21 protein-coding genes, 2 tRNA genes and 1 other RNA gene are annotated in these 18835 nt (G+C 57.6%); 9 read left to right on the top strand and 15 right to left on the bottom strand.

Annotation, left to right across the window (positions count from 1 at the left end):
- Nucleotides 1-113 precede the first annotated feature (113 nt).
- From JNJ66_05855 to JNJ66_05880, 6 genes are all read left to right on the top strand, one after another.
- Nucleotides 114-695, top strand: a complete 582-nt coding sequence (locus tag JNJ66_05855) for a hypothetical protein (protein ID MBL8159955.1) — start codon at nucleotides 114-116, stop codon at nucleotides 693-695.
- 215 nt (nucleotides 696-910) lie between these two features.
- Nucleotides 911-2431: a YifB family Mg chelatase-like AAA ATPase gene (locus JNJ66_05860; GenBank protein MBL8159956.1), complete on the top strand. Its 1521-nt coding sequence runs from the start codon at nucleotides 911-913 to the stop codon at nucleotides 2429-2431.
- Between the two features lie 310 nt (nucleotides 2432-2741).
- A complete protein-coding gene (locus JNJ66_05865; protein ID MBL8159957.1) occupies nucleotides 2742-3236 on the top strand; it encodes a translation initiation factor IF-3 in 495 nt (164 codons plus the stop codon).
- The gene (gene rpmI, locus JNJ66_05870; GenBank protein ID MBL8159958.1) at nucleotides 3236-3487 is read left to right on the top strand and encodes a 50S ribosomal protein L35; all 252 of its coding nucleotides are present in this window, start codon (nucleotides 3236-3238) and stop codon (nucleotides 3485-3487) included. The genes JNJ66_05865 and rpmI overlap by 1 nt, the downstream gene beginning before the upstream one ends.
- On the top strand, nucleotides 3487-3831 hold the full coding sequence (rplT, locus tag JNJ66_05875; GenBank protein MBL8159959.1) for a 50S ribosomal protein L20: 345 nt from the start codon (nucleotides 3487-3489) through the stop codon (nucleotides 3829-3831). Before rpmI ends, rplT begins: the two co-directional genes overlap by 1 nt.
- Before the next feature lie 321 nt (nucleotides 3832-4152).
- Nucleotides 4153-4461: a peptidoglycan-binding protein gene (locus JNJ66_05880; GenBank protein MBL8159960.1), complete on the top strand. Its 309-nt coding sequence runs from the start codon at nucleotides 4153-4155 to the stop codon at nucleotides 4459-4461.
- Nucleotides 4462-4585: 124 nt separating this feature from the next.
- Here the strand turns inward: JNJ66_05880 and JNJ66_05885 are convergent, their stop codons facing one another.
- From JNJ66_05885 to JNJ66_05895, 3 genes are all read right to left on the bottom strand, one after another.
- Nucleotides 4586-5032 (bottom strand): hypothetical protein, encoded by a 447-nt coding sequence (locus JNJ66_05885; protein ID MBL8159961.1) that lies wholly within the window; start codon nucleotides 5030-5032, stop codon nucleotides 4586-4588.
- A gap of 141 nt (nucleotides 5033-5173) precedes the next feature.
- An RNA gene (gene rnpB / locus JNJ66_05890) (RNase P RNA component class A) lies at nucleotides 5174-5545 on the bottom strand.
- Entirely contained in the window at nucleotides 5538-6440 is a 903-nt protein-coding gene (locus tag JNJ66_05895; protein ID MBL8159962.1) for a reverse transcriptase-like protein, read from the bottom strand. Before JNJ66_05895 ends, rnpB begins: the two co-directional genes overlap by 8 nt.
- 201 nt (nucleotides 6441-6641) lie before the next feature.
- Between JNJ66_05895 and JNJ66_05900 the strand changes: the two genes are divergently transcribed.
- On the top strand, nucleotides 6642-7277 hold the full coding sequence (locus JNJ66_05900; GenBank protein ID MBL8159963.1) for a site-2 protease family protein: 636 nt from the start codon (nucleotides 6642-6644) through the stop codon (nucleotides 7275-7277).
- A gap of 1027 nt (nucleotides 7278-8304) precedes the next feature.
- Here the strand turns inward: JNJ66_05900 and JNJ66_05905 are convergent.
- From JNJ66_05905 to JNJ66_05950, 10 genes are all read right to left on the bottom strand, one after another.
- A tRNA-Pro gene (locus JNJ66_05905) sits at nucleotides 8305-8380 on the bottom strand.
- Between the two features lie 283 nt (nucleotides 8381-8663).
- Complete coding sequence (locus tag JNJ66_05910; protein ID MBL8159964.1) at nucleotides 8664-9653, bottom strand: glycoside hydrolase family 16 protein; 990 nt, start codon at nucleotides 9651-9653, stop codon at nucleotides 8664-8666.
- Between the two features lie 61 nt (nucleotides 9654-9714).
- A complete protein-coding gene (locus JNJ66_05915; protein ID MBL8159965.1) occupies nucleotides 9715-9927 on the bottom strand; it encodes a hypothetical protein in 213 nt (70 codons plus the stop codon).
- Nucleotides 9928-10043: 116 nt separating this feature from the next.
- Nucleotides 10044-10268: a 50S ribosomal protein L28 gene (rpmB, locus tag JNJ66_05920; GenBank protein MBL8159966.1), complete on the bottom strand. Its 225-nt coding sequence runs from the start codon at nucleotides 10266-10268 to the stop codon at nucleotides 10044-10046.
- A gap of 123 nt (nucleotides 10269-10391) precedes the next feature.
- Nucleotides 10392-11021 (bottom strand): MBL fold metallo-hydrolase, encoded by a 630-nt coding sequence (locus JNJ66_05925; GenBank protein MBL8159967.1) that lies wholly within the window; start codon nucleotides 11019-11021, stop codon nucleotides 10392-10394.
- Between the two features lie 28 nt (nucleotides 11022-11049).
- The gene (locus tag JNJ66_05930; protein MBL8159968.1) at nucleotides 11050-11649 is read right to left on the bottom strand and encodes a transcriptional regulator; all 600 of its coding nucleotides are present in this window, start codon (nucleotides 11647-11649) and stop codon (nucleotides 11050-11052) included.
- A 6-nt stretch (nucleotides 11650-11655) separates the two neighbouring features.
- Entirely contained in the window at nucleotides 11656-12567 is a 912-nt protein-coding gene (miaA, locus tag JNJ66_05935; GenBank protein MBL8159969.1) for a tRNA (adenosine(37)-N6)-dimethylallyltransferase MiaA, read from the bottom strand.
- On the bottom strand, nucleotides 12564-12923 hold the full coding sequence (locus JNJ66_05940) for an MGMT family protein (GenBank protein ID MBL8159970.1): 360 nt from the start codon (nucleotides 12921-12923) through the stop codon (nucleotides 12564-12566). Before JNJ66_05940 ends, miaA begins: the two co-directional genes overlap by 4 nt.
- A gap of 33 nt (nucleotides 12924-12956) precedes the next feature.
- A complete protein-coding gene (gene thrS, locus JNJ66_05945) occupies nucleotides 12957-14774 on the bottom strand; it encodes a threonine--tRNA ligase (GenBank protein ID MBL8159971.1) in 1818 nt (605 codons plus the stop codon).
- A gap of 314 nt (nucleotides 14775-15088) precedes the next feature.
- On the bottom strand, nucleotides 15089-15577 hold the full coding sequence (locus JNJ66_05950) for a type II secretion system protein GspG (GenBank protein ID MBL8159972.1): 489 nt from the start codon (nucleotides 15575-15577) through the stop codon (nucleotides 15089-15091).
- 98 nt (nucleotides 15578-15675) lie between these two features.
- Here JNJ66_05950 and JNJ66_05955 point away from each other — a divergent pair.
- A tRNA-Val gene (locus JNJ66_05955) sits at nucleotides 15676-15752 on the top strand.
- Between the two features lie 204 nt (nucleotides 15753-15956).
- Here JNJ66_05955 and JNJ66_05960 read toward each other — a convergent pair.
- Entirely contained in the window at nucleotides 15957-16589 is a 633-nt protein-coding gene (locus tag JNJ66_05960) for a prepilin-type N-terminal cleavage/methylation domain-containing protein (GenBank protein MBL8159973.1), read from the bottom strand.
- A gap of 117 nt (nucleotides 16590-16706) precedes the next feature.
- Here JNJ66_05960 and JNJ66_05965 point away from each other — a divergent pair, with 117 nt between their 5' ends.
- Nucleotides 16707-17117: a hypothetical protein gene (locus JNJ66_05965; protein ID MBL8159974.1), complete on the top strand. Its 411-nt coding sequence runs from the start codon at nucleotides 16707-16709 to the stop codon at nucleotides 17115-17117.
- A 36-nt stretch (nucleotides 17118-17153) separates the two neighbouring features.
- Here JNJ66_05965 and JNJ66_05970 read toward each other — a convergent pair whose 3' ends face one another.
- Nucleotides 17154-18809, bottom strand: coding sequence for a glycosyltransferase family 2 protein (locus JNJ66_05970; protein MBL8159975.1), 1656 nt, complete (start codon nucleotides 18807-18809; stop codon nucleotides 17154-17156).
- Nucleotides 18810-18835 lie beyond the last annotated feature (26 nt).

Below are 18835 nucleotides of genomic sequence, written 5' to 3' on the forward strand. Positions count from 1 at the left end.
CAGGGGCCTCTTTTTTTTAATTCGTCGCGATTGTTCACCGCCCTACCGCACTGCGTTTCATTAAAACTTCATTAACAGTGCCAATCGTCATCTCTGTTTGCTATTATGTAATAATGACATCTAAACCTGCCAAACAGCCGCGTCCTCGTACCGTTCCCGCCCCCAAGCGGTGTTCCATTGAATACTGTCACATTTATACCAACAAGACCATTAGCAGCGAGCAACGGCGCTCGGTGGCACTGCTTCACGAGCAACTGGCAACCGTACCGCGCACCGCGACGGCCCTGGTGGTGATGGTTGATGACTATTCCTGCCCCGAGCCGATGTTTGATTACGCCGGCCTTCGCCGCTGGCTAGCGGACGAACAGGCCACGCCGGACATTATGATCCGTGAGTCACAGCTCATAGAAGCCTGCGACACGGTTATCGGCCTCATGACTGACATAAAGCTGCAGCGTCAACTCTGCGACTATATCCGCACGAAAAAATATCCCTGCTCATTATTCATCGCCGCATGGTATATGCTGAGACTTGGCTATATCACGCATGATATACATGATTCCCGCTTTATAGCACAAGAGCTTCTGAATATACTCCCCCGTGAGTTTATGCCGTTTGAAGATCGCGGACTTGCGATTATTAGGGCAACACCGCATGCAGATGCGCTGACGAAAATTCGACATTTGTACTTTTAGCGGTCTTTGATACCTGCTGAAGGGGTTGGGTCAATGTCGTAAAATATATTTCTTACCCCTGTTACGGCTCGGATGCGCCGCCCCACCTATCAATATACAGATAATTGCCTCTCTGTTGCTGCAGTTCACGTCTATTTAATTTTTACCCTGTACCATAGGGTCATGAGAAAAAGAATATCAGCCTGCTCACCCCTGTTCTACAGCAGGTATTGGCTATGACTGCTGTAATAAAAACCGCCGCGCCTTATGGCCATGACGCGCGTATCATTGATGTAGAGTGCGATAGCACCCAGGGCCTGCCCAGCATGCAGATTGTCGGACTGGGCAACAAGGCTATCGATGAGGCACGCGAACGCGTACGCGCCAGCTTGCGCAACTGCGGCTTCAGTCCGCCCGCGCGGCGGCTGATTATAAACCTGGCGCCAGCCGATCTGCCAAAGGATGGCAGCCATTACGATTTGGCTATTGCCGTTGCCGTAATGACAATAGGCAAGATACTTCGTCCCAGTGACAGCCACGATTATTTCTTCGCCGGTGAACTGACGCTGGATGGGCAGCTGCGAGGCGTGCGCGGTATCGTCCATATTGCCGAGGCGGCCTTACGATTTGGCGCTCGTGGCTTGATAGTGCCAAAATGCAATGCTGCACAAGCGGCATTGATTCAGGGGCTGCCCGTCTACGGAATGTCAAGCCTGCAGGAGGTTTTTGTGTTGTTGAAAAAGCAGCGAGATGTGCAGGCGTATACCGCTAACGATAGCGACGTTCTACCGCCCCACCGGCAGCCGTTCGCCGGCATTATCGGCCAGGCATTCGCCAAGCGGGCACTAGTGGTGGCCGCTGCCGGCCGACACAATATTTTATTCAATGGGCCGCCTGGCACGGGCAAAAGCCTTCTGGCAAAATCGTTGATTGATTTACTACCAAAACCGAGCCAAAACGAAGTAATTTCTCTTACAAAATTACATAGTCTTTTCTTGGACAATAACGATGTGGTAAATACTCGTCCTTTTCGCTCTCCGCATCATTCTGCCAGTCATGCAGCTATCATCGGTGGCGGCTCGCCACCCCGCCCGGGTGAAGTGAGTCTGGCGCATCGCGGCGTCTTATTCCTGGATGAATTGCCTGAGTATACCCGTCCATCACTTGAGGCCTTGCGCCAGCCCCTTGAAGATCGCCGCATCCATTTGGCCCGGGTCAATGGCCGGGTGACATACCCAGCAGATTTCATGCTGGTAGCCACACAGAACCCGTGTCCCTGCGGATATTTGGGTGACAAGGAGAAGCCGTGCATCTGCCCGCCAGCAGACATTGAACGATACCACCGCAAGTTGTCGGGTCCGCTATTGGACCGGATTGACATGACCGTTTACGTTCCAAGACTACCGCCCCAGCTATTAGCAGATCATTTATACAACTCAAGCGACGAAACGGTGGGCTTGCCCGGCAGTCACCTGCCGTTGCACATGATTGAGCGGGCTCGCCAAGCTCAGTTCGAACGCTATGGCGATGATACGACGAACGCAGCGGCAGAGACGCACGACATTGCCCGGCTGATGCGTCCGGATCGGCAAGCATTGTCATTTTTGAGACAAGCCTCGGAACGCATGCATTTGTCGGTCCGCGCCCACTTCCGTACGCTCAAAGTGGCACGTACCATTGCCGACATCGAAGGTTCCCCGGATATTCTGAGCGGCCACGTCAGCGAGGCGCTGCAGTACCGGCAGCGGGCACCGTAGCATAACAAGACGTACTTTTTCATCTGTAAATGTGCGTAAGTTAAGGCGTTTATTGCCACTTTGAACAATTTTATTGTTCTTTATTACCTCTGTTACTTTCACACAGGGACACTCCATGTCCTCTCGCCTGCCACCCCGAGGTCGGCACATCCGGCCGCCATGCTCCATTACCACAGGCCAGCCTCGCCCTGGACAGCACACCACCATTCTGCCGCCTTCCCTGTTGAATTACTCGTTCGTATCTGTTATACTGTCCTGCGAACAGCAATAACGTTGTAGTAAGAAGAGGAGTATTTCTATCAATACATCTGTGCGTATTAACGGAGCTATCCGTGCTCCGCAGGTCCGCGTCATTGGTCCTGATGGTGCCCAGCTCGGCATCCTATCAATAGGCGACGCCCTCAAAGCGGCCGAACAGCATGAGCTTGATTTGGTAGAAATTTCACCTGGCGCATCTCCGCCTGTCGTCAAGATAATCGACTGGGGTAAATACCAGTACCAAAAGACGAAGGAACAGCAGCGGAACCGCAAGAATGCCCGGGTGAGCGAACTGAAGCAGATTCGTCTTGGCCTGAAAATCGGCCGCGGCGACCTTGATATCAAGCTGCGTAAAGTCCGTGAATTCCTTGAGGACGGCCATAAAGTGAAGATATCTGCCTTCTTCCGTGGACGCGAAATGGCTCATCAGGAGCTTGGTTACAAGCTGCTGGAGACCGTCGTGGAAACACTTGGTGAAAACGTTATAGTTGACGGCAAACCTCAGATGGCAGGACGAAATCTGAGTATAGTAATTAGGAGTAAGTAATGCCAAAAATGAAGACCCACAAGGGCACCGCCAAGCGGATCAAGATTTCTGCTGGCGGTAAACTGATGCGCCGCCGCGCTTCTGGCAACCACCTGTTGCAGAAGAAGAGCGCCGCCCGTAAGCGCACCATCGGCCGCAGCGCCGTTATTACCGGCTCAATCGCCGCCAACCTTAAGCGCGCCCTCGGCGTCAAGGGCGGCAAGGCCCGCGCCACAAAGAGTGCCGGCACCGCCGCGAAAGGAGCTAACTAATGCGCGTCAAACGTAGCGTTACCGCCCGCAACCGTCACAAAAAAATCCTGAAGCTCGCAAAGGGCATGCAGCACAACCGCACCCGCTCGTTCCGTCTGGCCAAGCAGGGCGTCATCAAGGCGCTGCAGTACGCCTACCGCGACCGCCGCAACCGTAAGCGCGACCTGCGTGCATTGTGGATCACCCGCATCAACGCCGCCGTCCGCGAAGAAGGCATGAGCTACTCTGTCTTCATGAACAAGCTCAAGACCGCCGGCGTCGAAGTCGACCGCAAGATGCTGGCCGAACTGGCCGCCACCGAACCGGCTGCCTTCAAGGCTATCGTCGAGCTCGCCAAGAAGTAGGACCCCTCCCCTCCTCTGTGAAATAAGCACTTCCGGGTGCTTATTTCATTTTTAGGGCTTGTGTCATTGACAACCGCCGCTGCGACACCGTAGCATGACAGTAAGACATTAACAAAGGATCATAGCTCTATGGCCACCCAAAAGCCCGCCGCAAAGAAACCAGCCGTCCGGACCAAACGGACCACGACGGCCGCAAAGGGCAAAAAACCGGCAGCAGCTGCCGCCTCAAAAAACGTCGCCGCCAAGGCAGGGGCAAAAACAAATTGGAAGGTTCTGGCCGGCGTGGTCGTAGCGGCCGTCATCGTCGCCACGGCCGCCATCATGGTCGGCCAGAGTGAGGCCAGCGCCAGCTGCCGCAGCAAGACACTGAAGCAGGGCTCGACCGGCTCCTGTGTGAAGGTCGTCCAAAAGTACTTCGGCCTGAAGCAGGATGGCATCTTTGGCAAGAACACCAAGGCCAAGGTCGTCGCCTTCCAACAGGGCTTCAAGCTGTCGGCTGACGGCATCGTCGGCCCCAAGACCTGGAGCAAGATGTGTTCCGTCCTGAAGCCGGGCGTCTCGGCGCACAAGAGCATGGCCAAATCAATCGGCTGTACCCTGACCGGCAACGGCAGCGTCTACTACAAATAGCCAGTATCGTTGCAGTAAAAACACCGCCTTCAACAGCGGTGTTTTTCATTGTGACAACTTTTTTGACAAAGGGAAAGCCCCCTCGCGCCAGAGCGCAGAGGGGGCTACCCTACGAAGTGCGGCCTCAGCCGCGGGTGCCATCACCGAAGTGCCAGGCCGCCTCATCCTTGGTCGCGTTGCGCGCGATCAGCTGGTTGAGGGCCGGGTCCGGGTCCACCGCGAGGTGGAAGCGGCGCTGGCGGTCGGTGACGTAGAAGATGGCATCACTGCCGTCTTCCGGGAGGTGGAAGGCGACGAGCCGGTCTTCACTGACGTAGGACCAGTAGAGCGTGCAGGCACCGTGGCCGGCGGGGTGATTCGTCTTGCAGGGGTAGACCTCTCCCTCGCGGAACCGGACGGTGAAGTAGCCGCCGGGAATCGCGATGTGGACGGGCAGGTCCCCTGCGGTCGAGTGCCGGTGGGCGACCAGCAGGTGCTCCGCCTTGACGGCGAAGTCACGCTGGACGGACGCTCCTTCCGCCAGAAGCGCAGCGGTGGCGGCGGCACGGCGGGCGGCAGCAGACTCAGTCACGGGAGTACCTTTCGTAGGGCGAGCAACATAGCGCTAATGCTTGCTGCTTCATATATAATTATACTACTTTTTACTTAACTTGTCAATATAAACGTAAGCGGAATGGGCATGAAAAACACCGCCCTTTACAGCGGTGCCCCTCATATCAGATAGCCTGTAAGCCGGGTTCTGTCCATGGCGCGAAGCCACTGGATGATCATCTATCTACGCCGCCGGTCACCCGTCGGCTCTAGCGGATTATAAACGGCCCGCCAAGCGAGCAACTCCCATTCCAAAAGAACGGTGAGCAGACCTCCTTGCAGCAGACAGGGTTTACCTCCGTCGCATGTCACCATGCGCCGCTGTGGGCTCTTACCCCACTCGTTTCACCCTTACCGGCCGCATGGGCCGGCGGTTTCGTTTCTGTGACACTTTCCCTAGGGTCGCCCCCGGTTGCCGTTAGCAACTGTCTTGCTCTCTGCTGCCCGGACTTTCCTCTCCCGCGGGTGCGGGAGCGATCATCCAGCTATCTGACATCGGCCATTATATCATCTTCGGCGATGGCTGCGGCATGCTCATCAAGAATACGGTTGACGATGGCGTCAGCCTCGTGGTTGAATTCACGACGGATATGGCCAAATGTGACGTGTTCAAACTGTTTGATCAGCGACGTGACGTGGTCGTGGATAGGCTTGAGCTCACTGTTCTTGACCTTGAAGGTGCCGTTCATCTGGTTGACGACCAGCTGGCTGTCGAGACGGAACTGGATGCGATGAACGCCCCGCTTGATGGCCGTTTCGAGAGCGAGGCGGACGGCTTCGTACTCGGCGCGGTTATTGGTAGTGATACCCAGGTATTCCCCGCCGTCCTGCAACAGATGGCCGTGCTCGTCATAAAGGACGAAGCCGGAGGCTGAGGGGCCAGGGTTGCCGCGCGAGCCACCGTCGGCATAGGCGATGACCAGGATGTCGGCGGCGTTTTTGTTGAGCTGGGGTGCGGCGGTGAGGCCAAGGGACAACAGGAATTCGGGGGTCTTGTCGAGGCCAAGCAGATTGTAGGTGGCTTCGGTGACATCACTCTGATGGATCTCGTGCATGGCACGCCAGGCGTATTTGCTGTGGCGGCCGGAGAGCTCGATGCCGGGCGGCGAATGGATGGAGACCAGGAAGACGATGTCGACGCGCTGGGTACGGTCATCGTAGACCGAGGGGTAGGCCCGGACATCGTAGAGCTGCAGGGTCTGCGGGTCGGCGCCGGTCTGCTCGGTGATAAACTTGGTCATGGCCTGCTGGGGCGACAGGCCGTATGGCAACTCGCCGCCAGGCAGCTCATACTTACCAATGATGTCGCTGCGGCCCAGGGCACGCCGGAGCAGCAGGACTTTGCCGTTGTGTTTGATGATGGCGTAGACTGAGACTTTTTGTTTCATGAAGGTTTGCGCGGATGGGTGGTTGGTTTCATTAAACGTTCGGGTATTTAATGAAACCATACTGCTTATGACATAATTATAGCACGAATTTAATTAAATTGCAATGATGGTTATGCTTAGGGTGAGCCCAGGGCAGTCTGAGCGGCGCAAGGCCGGCGCGCCAAGCCACCACCCTTCCCATCTGCTATACTAGAGAGACATATGAACTTCGACCCCTTACTCATCATATTCGCCCTGACGTCGGTGCTTATTTCTATGACCATCCACGAGGCGATGCACGCTTTTGCCAGCAATGCGCTGGGTGACGACACTGCCCGGCACGAGGGACGGCTGACACTCAACCCTCTGGCTCATATCGATCCAGTTACTACTGTGGCGCTGCCGGTCTTCCTAGCCATTGCCCAGCTGCCAATCTTTGGTGCAGCCAAGCCAGTGCCGTTCAACCCGGAGCGGTTACGCTGGGGAGATTTTGGCGCGGCGACGGTGGCACTGGCCGGTCCGTTTACTAACCTGGTACTGGCGGTGCTGGCTGGAGCTGTTTTCCAGCTCGGCCTGGTGCAGAATGAGGTGCTCGGGCAGTTCTTGTTCACCTTCATGGCGGTCAACGTCGGCTTCTTCCTGTTCAACATCATCCCCTTCCCGCCGCTTGATGGGTCGCGCTTCCTTTACGCCGTAGCGCCGGAACCGGTGCGGGCACTGATGCGGTCCATTGAGAGCCTCGGGTTCATGGCAATCATTATCTTTATTTTCCTGTTCTATACGGTGTTGGCGCGGCCGTTCGGCAACGTGATGGCGACGGTCATCACGGCGCTGTCCGGCGTGCAGGTGACGTTCTAGCTGCCGCTTCTTTAGTGGCGCCGCCGTAAGAGTGTCGTGAAAATTAAGTCAAGACTAGTCCTTGACCCCTGTACTGCTATAATTAGTAGTGTTCACAGCTCCTGGAGCGAATGTATTTTTTCCTGAATGCTTTTATATTGGGAGTTCTAATGGTCCGCCTCCGTGGAGACGGTCTGCGAGCACCCACCTGTTTTGTTGCAGGGTAAAAGTGGTTCGTTTCAGGCTGTGAGCACCTGATGTTATTTTCGCTTCATGCTTGTCAGCCTCGGCTGATTTTTTTGCTTTTTTTGGCGTTTTTCGTTGTTCATTACACATGCGTCGTTGTATATCTGATAATTTCTACCCCTCGAAAAACCTGTATTGTGTTGCTTATAAAAAGTTATTAAGCTGAAATTAGCAGCTTGGTCGGTCTCGGTGGAGACTCCAGGCTCAGGCAAACATAACCCGCTAGGAGGAACATGGAACACGCGGTTATCGCAGCGCCAGAAGCAATATCCTCCCACGTGCCCGCAAAGGACAGGTGGCGGGGGTAGCCTGCTTCTCTTGCCGTCCCGCGGCAGCTATTACTGCCTTGTCCGGGGCGCAACACATCACTACTAAACACCTTCACAAAGGCTGAGCGCATTTTTGGCGCAAGCGTCTACACACCCCGCTCATCTTTTGAAAGTGAGGAGATACGCTATGGACCACAGGCATTACACCACGCGCTGGCTCACGGATTCACAAGGGGATGGAAATGGAATGGGTACGTAACGGCATTGCCGGGATCCAGTCACTACAGCGGGCACTGGCAAACGTTCCCGACCCCTACCCCCTGCTTGGAGCGGCGGCGCTGGCCTGTATCATCTTGTCCTTATTGGGAAGTTATCTGCTGTTTTCAGTGTGTGCAATGTTCCATCCGGACCCTTCAGTCCGAAAGGTCGCCGCAGTCCTTGTTGACCGGCATCCGATGCACAAATTACTCTCAAGAAGGCGAAAGAGCTAAATAAAAGAACTCCCTGCGTGGGAGTTCTTTTTGGATTCTGCTTGGTCGGGGTGACAGGACTTGAACCTGCGACCTCACGGCCCCCAGCCGTACGCGCTACCAACTGCGCTACACCCCGAAATGTCCGGTTGTCCGGTAACTGGGATTCATTATAGCATTGTTGGTGGGAAAAACAGATTGGTTGATGGGTCATATTGCCGCGTATTTTGCCCCTGTGGCAACGCAGGAAGGCCGTGGGGCTGTTAAAGGCGGGACCATGTCAATATGGTCGTCTTATAAACATAAGCGTGCACGGGGGCTTAGGCGTGGCCATAATGCTTGGTAAGACGGGTCTGCCGAGCATTCAAAAAGCTCCGACGCGAGGTCGGAGCTTTTATAAGCATGATCTGTTGCCTACCCTATCAAGGCGCAGCGTAAATCCGATACCACTCAATCTCAAACTTGGCTTCAAAGTGCGAATCGCCACCAAAGTTATCCATCTGGAAGGTCGGGTGCATCGGGCCGGGCACCTGGCCGTTGGTTTCTTCGACGGTAAACTGGAACCACTGCTTGCCGTCGAGGTAGCCGGTGATGTGGGTGTCGCTGCGCTCGATGGCGTAGTTGTGCCACTGGGTGATATCCACTTCGACCTCGGCGTGCGACTGGGCACTGCCGCTGCTCTGGTTGGGATGGTGGATGAAGGTTGAGACGCCGGGGTCGCCGATGTCAGTCTCCATGTAATCATCCTCGCCACCTTCGGGCCACTCGTCACTGTCCGGCCAGCGGATCAGTACCGGGTGGTACTGCGAGCCGCTGCCGCCGCCGGTGGCGTACATGCGGACGCGGGCTTCGTCGCGATATGTAATGGAGCTGGCGTCGTTGAAGGCTGCGCCGCCGGTGGTGCCGCCCTGATCGCCGAAGATGGTCATGATGCCGTTTGCTACTGAGAATGCACCCGGGCTGCGGATGCCATTACCGGCGTGGCCGGGGCCGTCGTATGGGCTCCATTTGGGACCGGGGGCACCTTCATAATCAAATTCGTCACCGTTGATGACTGGTCCCCAGTTGAGGAGTTTGGCGGCCTGGGTGCCGTCCTTATCACTGCCTGGGTCGGGGTCAGTGCCCGGATCGTCGCCGGGGTCGCCACCCGGGTCGGTCGCTACCTGGCCAAAGAGGACGGCCTGGCTTTGCGAAGCGGCAGGGTCGCTGATGACACTGGCCCCGGTGGTTGGACTGCCGTCGGCGTCTTCGGCCTCGATAAAAGCCGCCGGGCCGGCCGCGAGGGCGGCAAAGATGGCGAAACCGACCACGGCGATGCTAATGCCAGCCGCGGCCGAAATTATAACATTGCTGTTTGACCGTGCCTTGGCGGCGGCGGGCTGGTGCATAGGATGGATTTCTTTCTTTTTCACTTACCCACTATTTAACCATAAGAGCAATCGGGACGGCAAGACGGGGTGCAGGCCGGGCGCCTCAGAACTTCAGGGCTTTTTCGCCGGAGGCTTCCTCGTCGTTGACGACTTCGACGGTCGAGTTCTTGCCGGCAGCGTCTTCGGCTTCGCGCTTGGTAGTCGGGCCCCGGGGTGCGACCGTGAAGGCGGCGTAGGCCAGGACGGCGGCGCTCAACAGGATGACGGTGAGGATGACGGGGCTGATGCCGGGACGCGGCTTGGCGTGTGTTTTCATACGATGACTCTAGTGACTCCCGCTTGGTTGGTGCCCTTACTATAGCAAACGTACGGCGCTGGAATCAAAAAACGCACCCGTGATGGAGTGCGTTTTCTTGCTGCGTTCGCCGGCGGCTACTTGGCAGCGACGGCCTTGGCGCCGACTGGCTTCAGCAGGCCCTTCTTCTTGAGGGTGCGGATTGCCTGGGTGCTCAGGGTCAGGGTGATCTTCTGGCCGTTGCTTTCGAAGGTCTTCTTCTGCAGGTTCGGCTTGAAGGTGCGGTTGGTGCGGTGCAGCGAGAACGGGACGTTCTTGCCGTACATCTTGCCCTTGCCGGTCAGTTCACATTTTGTTGCCATGATGGGTTCCTTGCTTCTACTAATCGCTATTCTTTATCACTATGCTGTCTCGCATGACGGTTATCCAGGCATGAGTAGCCAGGCGGATACCGGTAACTAAGGGGTTATTTTAGCCGAATTAGGCTAAACCGTCAAGCGGATAAGGCTCAGGCTCTCGGGCAACTGGCCGGCCTGCTTGATTTTCAGGGATGCTTCTTCCTGGATCTGGACGCCCAGCTCGCGGGCGAAGTCTTCGATCGTGCCCTGTGGCACCTCGTAATTGACGCCGTCCTCTTTGAAATGGACGGGAATGACCACCTTCGGCGCGATACGGCGGGCCAGTTTGGCTGCACCATGGGCATCGATGGTGTAGCCGGCCCCGCCGATGGGCAGGATGAGGACGTCGATGACACCGAGATCTTCGATCAGGGCGTCGTCCACCTTGTCGGGGTTGACATGGCCGAGGGTGGCCAGACGGACATCAGGCGTCTCGATACGAAAGACGGTCGCCTTGACTGCGGGGTCAAGCTGACTTTCGGACTGGCGGCTGGAGACTGAGAAGTCCCCTACCTCGTACTCGCCGGGGACGGTGAAGGCAATCTGCTCGGCTTCGTTGATGTCGACGGCGTAGCGCGGCTGACTGATCAGGACGGCGCGGGCTTTTGCAAGCTCCTTGGGAGGCTTGGCGCCGTCGATGACGGGGTCGGTGATGATAGCCGTGGTCTTGGTCTGGATGGTGACGCAGTTGGCGCCTTTGTAGGTGATGTCGGTCATTGTGGTCTCCTCTTTCCTCGGGGTGGGGTTACTTCTGCTGGCTGGTCAGGACGCCGTCCTCGTCATGGATGATGTTGGAGCGGTCGAGCACCTCGACGACGAAACGGTCCTTGATGCTGTAGCGGTAGTAGAAATCATCGTAGGACATGACGGCATAGTTCAGGGTCAGCCGCTCGTCCTCTTCGAGTTCCTTCATGAAACGCTTGGCCTGGGTCTTGTTGATGTCGCCGACCAGCAGGACGTCGGCGGCGGAGTTGGACCCCTTGACCAGCTTGCCGCTGAAGATGGCCAGCCGGACGTCGCCGAGTGGCTTGAGGCGCTTCTTCCAGTCGCTGGCGACCATGCCGGTGGGCACTTCGCGGGCCACCGACTGGTCCTGAAAAATGGCCTTGAGCGGTTTGAAGTGGACATATTCCTGGTTCACTTCGTAGTACAGCCGGTTGTTGTTTGAGCTGTCGCTTTTGATGATGCCGATGTTCTGCAGATTGGCCAGCTCACGGCGGACGGAATTTATTTGTTCATCAATCTTGCGGGTAATTTCCCGTACGTAAAACGACCTGCTGGGGTTGTTCAGGAAGAGATGCAGCAGTTTGACCCGCGTCTTTGAACCGAATAGTGTGTCAATCATAGGTGTTTACCGGTTTTCGTCGTCTTTTTCGTTTACTTGTTCATTGTAGCACATGGCCGGCAGCGCCTCGGCGGCCGAACCGAACCACTGCACGTTTTTGTCCCGGCGCCACCAGGTCAGTTGGCGTTTTGCGAGCTGCCAGTCGGCCGTGATGAACAATTCTATGGCCCGCTGCCGGCTGATTTCACCGTCGTTTAATTTCCGTATGATTGGATAGATATTGCCGCTCAGGCCGGGGGCGTCCCAGCCGTAGGCACTGGCGGCTTTCAGGGCTTCTTTGATGACACCGCCGGCGAACATCTGGTCGGCACGGTCGGTGATGCGTTGGCGCAGGATTTCGCGGCCGGGGTCGAGGCCGATCAGGCGGGTGCCGGGTGGCAGCTGGCGTTGGCGCCTGGGACTTTGAGCGCGCTGAACGCCGTGGTCAAGGGCCAGTTCGATGGCGCGGATGACGTAGCGTTTGTTCAACTTGTTCTCTGGCAGTGGTATTCCCTGCTCGGCACAGAGGGCATGCAGCGCGGGCAGATCCATGGCTTCGAGCCGGGCGCGACGCTCCGGGTCGACGGGCGCACCGAATTTGTACTCATACAACAGGGCCTCCACGTAGAGGCCGGTGCCGCCGACGATGACCGGCAGACGGCCTGCGGCCCGGGCCTCGGCAATCCAGCCACGGGCGGCCTGCTGGAACTGGGCGGCGCTATAGGTGTCTGCCGGCGTCACCAGGTCGAGGCCGTAGTGCGGCGTGGCCTGGCGTTCGGCAGGCGTGGGCTTGGCGGTGCCGATGTCGAGCCCCCGGTAGATAGTACGGGAATCGGCGCAGATGACAGTTACCGGCCGGCGGGCGGCGAGCCCGAGCGCCAGGCCGGTCTTGCCGGAGGCGGTGGGGCCGACGATGGCGATGAGATCCGTAGCGCTCACTGCGGCTTCCCTGTCGTGGGATCGGGGTGCCAACGCAGCTCTGCAAAGTTGACGACGCGGTACATCTCATCGATGGCGACGCCGTCCGCCTCAAGTGCCGCCTTGTGACCATCCAGGCCGCCCCAGGTATACGCCGACGCCAGGCCGCCGTGGCGGTTGACGACCCGTTGCCACGGCAACTCAGGCGGGCCGTAGTGGGCTATCTGGCCGACCTGGCGCGAGGCATAGGCACTGCCGGCCATGCCGGCGATATCGCCGTACGTCATGAGCCTGCCCTTTGGTATCTGGGCGACGAGTTCGTATACGCGCTCGCGGAAACCGCCAGGGGTGTGTTCCTGATGTGATGATGCTGACATTATGCGCTTTCCTGCTTGCGTATCAGTGAGCGTTTAGAGCGCCTCGATGTAGGCCTTGAGTTCACTCAGTTTCACCTTCTCTTCACGGTCACGCAGGCGCAGACTGACTTCGCCGGCTTCGGCGTCCTTGGGGCCGACGATGATCTGGACCGGAATCTTCAGGCCGGTGGCTTCGCGGATCTTCTTGCCGAGGGATTCGTTGCGGGCGTCGACGGTGTAGCGGAGTTCATTGAACTTGACCGGCTGCATCAGGACAGTGTTGTCGAGGACGGCTTTGATCCGATCGACGTAATCCAGAATGCTGTCGTTGATGGTGACGATGCGAATCTGTTCCGGTGCTACCCATAGCGGGAACCAGCCTGCGGTGTGTTCGATATAGACGCTCAGGAAGCGCTCAATCGAGCCCAGCAAGGTGGAGTGGAGCATGACTGGCCGCTGGATGCTGTTTTCGGCATCGATGTACTCTAGGCCGAAGCGCTCAGGCTGCACGAAATCAAGCTGGACCGTGGCCACCTGATGCTCGCGGCCGATGGCATCGGTCGCCATGAAGTCGATCTTGGGACCGTAGAACGCAGCTTCGCCTTCTTGTTCGAAGTAGTCGAGCTTATTAGCGATAACTGCGGACTTAAGCTGTTCCTGGGCGGACTGCCAGAGGTCGGCGTCACCAAGATACCCATCGCTGTCGTCACGGTAGCTAAGGCGGACGCGCAACTTCATGTCAAACGAAACATAGAGCTCGTTGGCGGCCGCCAGCAGGCCGTTGATTTCCTGTCCGATCTGGTCCTGTCGGCAGAAGACATGGCTGTCGTCCTGTGTCAGCGAGCGGACGCGGTTCAGGCCGCCTAGCTCACCGGTTTTTTCGTCACGGTAATCAGTGGTGGTCTCCAGGAAACGCACTGGCATGTCGCGGTAGCTACGGGGACGGCTGGCGAAAATCTGGGTATGATGCGGGCAGTTCATCGGCTTCAGCGCCATTTCATCGCTGGTTTCCTGGCTCTTCACCAAGAAAAGTTCGCCACCGAACTTTGCCCAGTGGCCGCTGGTCTCATACAGGTTCTTCTTAGTAATGTGGGGCGTCCAGACCTTGGTGAAGCCATTGCGCTCGCGCAGCTGATTGGAGTACTGCGCCACTTTCTCTCGCAGGACTGTGCCACGCGGCGTGAAGAGCGGCAGGCCGACGCCGACCAGTGGCGACGTCGTATAGAGGTCAAGTTCTTTGCCAAGGCGGCGGTGGTCACGCTTCTTGGCTTCTTCGAGCTGTTCCAAGTAAGCATCCAACTCTTCCTGGGTAGCGAAGGCCACACCGTACAGCCGCTGCATCTGCGGGTTCTTCTCGCTGCCGCGCCAGTAGGCGCCGGCGACGCGCATCAGCTTGAAGGCGCCGACCTTGCCGGTGCTGGCGACGTGCGGGCCGCGACAGAGGTCAGTAAAGCTGCCATTGGTATAAAACGAGACGGTTTCGATGGCGGCGTCGCCTTCGGCGATAGTGCCCATCTCGCTGGCATCCAGATCTTTGGCAACGGTAGTGCCGGAACGCTTGAGGTCGTTCAGCAGTTCTTCCTTGTACGGCTGCTTGCCTTTCTTGGCCCAGACGATTGCCTCGTCGACGCTCATTTCGGAGCGCTCGAACGGTTGGTCGTCCTTGATGATGTTGCGCATGACGTTCTCGATCTTTTTGAAATCGTCTTCGGAAATCTTTACATTCGGGATATCAATGTCGTAATAAAAACCATTCTCTACCACTGGGCCGATGCCAAGACGGGCCTCCGGCCAGAGCCGCATGGTGGCCGTTGCCATGATGTGGGCCAGGCTGTGGCGCATGGGGTGTAGGTCATCGTGTTGGTGGGACATGGGCAGTCTCCTCTTTCGTGCGTTTAATGTTGTGAAAAATATGTAAACTCTACCGCTGTTAGCAATAAAAAAGCCGCCCGGTTGCTCCTGACTGCCAATGGCATATGGTGCTTCCGTGCGTCTCGGTCCTGGCGCTGCGTTATGTGCAGTTTCAGGAGGTTCCACCTCGACTATTACTCTTACGACCTTCGGTTCGCCCGTCGTCGTCACTCCCGCGAAGCTCAGCGGGTGGTGAGGCCGCTTCGTTGCTTGCCTCTAGTGTAGCACACCGGCCTGGAGAATACAGCCTTGAGTGATTAACACATACCCACTGCTTAGGTGCGGCAGCCGCGCGAGATGTTCATCCAGATGTCGTCGCTGGTGTATGCCAAGCGGTCGGGACCGGACGAATAGATGTCTGACGAGACATAATCCGAGGCACCGCTGAGACAGTCGTTGTCGTCGTAGCCATAGGGAGTGCCCCAGGGATCACGCGTCGGCGCTTCATTATTTACCAGGCCTTCGGTCTTGAGGGCGTCGATCGTCCGCTCCCATTCAGGAGCCGAGGGCGGATTGGTGTCGCCGTTCCAGGCATCGCCGACGGGCGGTAGCTCACCCTTGCGATCCTTGTAGTTGAGCATGACACGCTTGAGCTGCGTCATGTCGGCATTGGCCTTTTGGATGCGCGAGCGCTGGGCCGAGGAGTTATATGTGCTGCTGGCGATGACACCGATGATGGCCAGCACGACGATGACCAGAATCAGCTCGGTAATGCTGAAACCTTTGCTGGCTGCACTGGCGAGAGGTGAAGAAGAGCGCTTCATAATGTGCCTATTGTAGCACACTGCTTATGCTTGCCTCCCGCCCCTGTCTTTGCTACTATGCTGTAGACCAGTGCGAAAGCACGCGTATTTCACAATTTGGATCCGTAGCTCATTTGGCTAGAGCGCCGCATTGACGTTGCGGAGGTGGCAGGTTCGAATCCTGCCGGATCCACCAGATGAATATGAAAAAGCCACCCTCCCGGGTGGTTTTTATATTCATTGGCGTCTCCGGCAGGATCCGAACCGTAAGAAGTTCGGGCGCTGCCTTGCCGACCAGTGTCGGCAGGGTTAGCATGAGCGCAGCGAGAGAATTATCCTGCCGGATCCACTCAGCTACTACTGTTATTTAATGATATTTTTTTACAACAATCCCTATTCCCTACAACGTCGAAGGATCCGGCAACTTCAGCCGGCACATAATCTCACTCCCCCGTATCTCCGTGTAGTTGCTCTGGGCCGGCGTGCTCGAGAAATTCGGCCAGTACGGTGGTTCGGCCGGAGCCATAATCGGCCCGACCGGGCACTTGGTGGCCGCTTCCAGGTAGCAGGTCAGTCCCCAAGGGTACGTACTGCCATCGAGTGTAAACATGTTGTCCGGGTAAAAAGTCGCGCCTTCACGCGTGCCGCCCCAGCCGGTAAAGTCGACGATGCTCGGCAGCGGCAATGGGTTGGCGTTGCTCATATACGGCCGTATCCGGGTATTGAACGTGGCGTCGTTGCTACCGGCCCAGCACCCGTCGGCATTGCCCTCGCCAAGACAGGCGGCCCATGTGGTCGGGTAGGCCCGGTTATCTGTCGCGTAGGCTATCAGCGCCTTCTGGTACGCCTTGACCGTCGAGATGGTGTGCGAATCCCGTGCCTGCTTCTGTGCCCGTGAAAAGACGGTAAGCGCGATGGCAGCCAGGATGCCGATGATTACCACTATGATCAGCAGCTCAACGATAGTAAACCCACGCCGCAAGCCGGTGCCGTTCGCCGTCTTCTTGTGCCTGAAAAGTTCCACCCTGCTCATACTGCCACCACTATACCACGCAGCTGCCCGCTGCAAGCTTTTCCACCAGAGGTGCCGTTTATCCACTAGCAAAAACAATAGCGTTATGACACTATGTAGACATAAGGATAATCGAATATGCGCTGCCTCGCCTGTGACAATACGAAACTGGAGACCACCAATTCCCGCAAACACCCCCGTGAGACCAGGGTGTGGCGGCGACGTCATTGTACGACATGCGGCCTGACGTTCACTACGCATGAATTACCAGAATATTCCGGCGGATTTGTCATCATCCGCGGCCGGCGCAAGCGTGACCGCCGGCCATTCAGCCATGCCGGCCTGCTCCGCGAGCTGTTCACGGCTGGCGGCCACGTGAAGCGTCAGGACGACCTGGTGTGGCTGGCGCAGACCGCGGCGGCACGGGCCATGCGGGTCGCCGCGGCCCGGCAGTTCACGTTGCCGGCTGACGAGTATGTGGCCATCGTCATGGCGACGCTGGCGGCATACGACGAACTACTGGCCGCAAACTACAAAGCCCGGCTGTAGCAGCCGGGCAAAAGCCGTCACTGAACACATTTTTATTTATTCATGGCTGGCGGTGTGCTGTACGCGGCCGGAGCCGGACTGACTGACGACCGACTTGTCGGTAACGTCGAACTTATCGAGGTATTTACCCAGCAGCAGCCGCGTCTGCGAGTAGATGGCCGCACTCGAGCCGTACAGAATGGACGTCACGGGCATCAGGGCCCACTGCAGGATCATCCAGAGGTTGCGGCGGCGCTTATAGCGGGCCGGCCGCGGCGGCAGCATCTTCATCGAGAGGAAGATACTCAGCACCAGGCCGATATAGCCCAGCCACTGCAGATAACTGACCAGGTCTGGCAGCTCATGCGCCACGATACTGCGGTTGGATTCATTGGCAAAGACCAGCGGCGCCCAGGCTCCGAAGGCCAGGATGATAGATGAGGTGGCCCAGCTGACATGGCCGTCCAGCAGGCGCAGGAATTTAAAGAAGCCATCCAGCAGCGGCACCTCGCGGTGGCGGCTAAAGACCCGCGTGGCCACGTACGGCACATCAGAGGCGCCGTATGCCCAGCGGCGCAGCTGGATGAACTGGGCCTTGAGCGTCTTGACATAGGTGCTGGATAACACGGCATCCTGATAGATAGGCACATAAATCGGAATCACCTCATACTGTCCCTTGAAGGCAAAATAGCTGCGCCAGAACTGATGGCCGTCCTCGACGACGGTACGGGTGCTCCAAAAATCGGTCTTCTCCAGGCTGACCAGGCTTTGGGCGTGCGCAGCAAAGTTGCGCAGCATGTGCGGCCGCAGCGAGTTGACCATGTTCCAGAAGGAGTTGCCAGTAGCCAGGACACGCATCGGCGCCGGCACATCCCAGATATTATTCAAAAACAGCGCTATCGGCTGGTAGGCGCACTCGTGGCGGCGCTCGTTGACGATGAACTCATAGGCCAGGTAACTGAGGTAGGACGGGTGCGGCCGGTTGTCGGAATCGAGCGTCGTGATAATGACATGTTCCTTATTGACACCCCGCTTCTCCATCCAGGCCTGCAGCTGCCGGCCGGCGTACACGATGTTACCACCCTTGCCCACCACCTCATTGGGCAGGTCGCTGGGATGCTCGAAGGCGAAGGCTGCATAAAAATGTTCGCGGTATTGGTCGGCCAGCTCACGGGCGGTAGCACGGGTCGCTTCGGGACCACGGGCCTCATAGCCGATGACCAGGATAGTCTGCTTGGCCGGGAAGCTGTTGCTGAGCACCGACTGGACCGTCGGCTCCAACACCTCCCGTGCCTCGTTATAGGTGGCGATGATGACCACCTGGATAATCTCCGACGGCAGCGGATACCGTTGCCCGCTTAGACGCTTCAGATTGGCGAGGTGAGCGGCACGGTACTGCGGCTTGCCACCGTCATCGGCGGCCTGCCCCAGCGCACGCGCGGGGTCGGACAGGTCGTTCAGCCTGGCCTGCCAGTCGATGTCCTCGGCCACGCGCATGATGCTATAGCCCTGGAGCGTCCGCACCGCCAGCACCAGCGCCCGGATGATCCAGCTGATGGTATAGACGATGATGAAAATAGCCGCCAGCAGCGGATTGAAGACGGCCAGGATAATCGGCAACAGTAGTAGTGACAGGCTCAACAGCCCAGGCAGTATCTCAAAGAAGCGGTACAGCTTGGACCGCTTGCCTAAGGGAATTTCAATATCATGCATATGGATAGTCCAAATCTGTTAGGGTG

The sequence above is a fragment of the Candidatus Saccharibacteria bacterium genome (assembly GCA_016789455.1).
In the GTDB taxonomy this organism is placed as follows: Bacteria; Patescibacteriota; Saccharimonadia; order Saccharimonadales; family Saccharimonadaceae; genus CAIJKY01.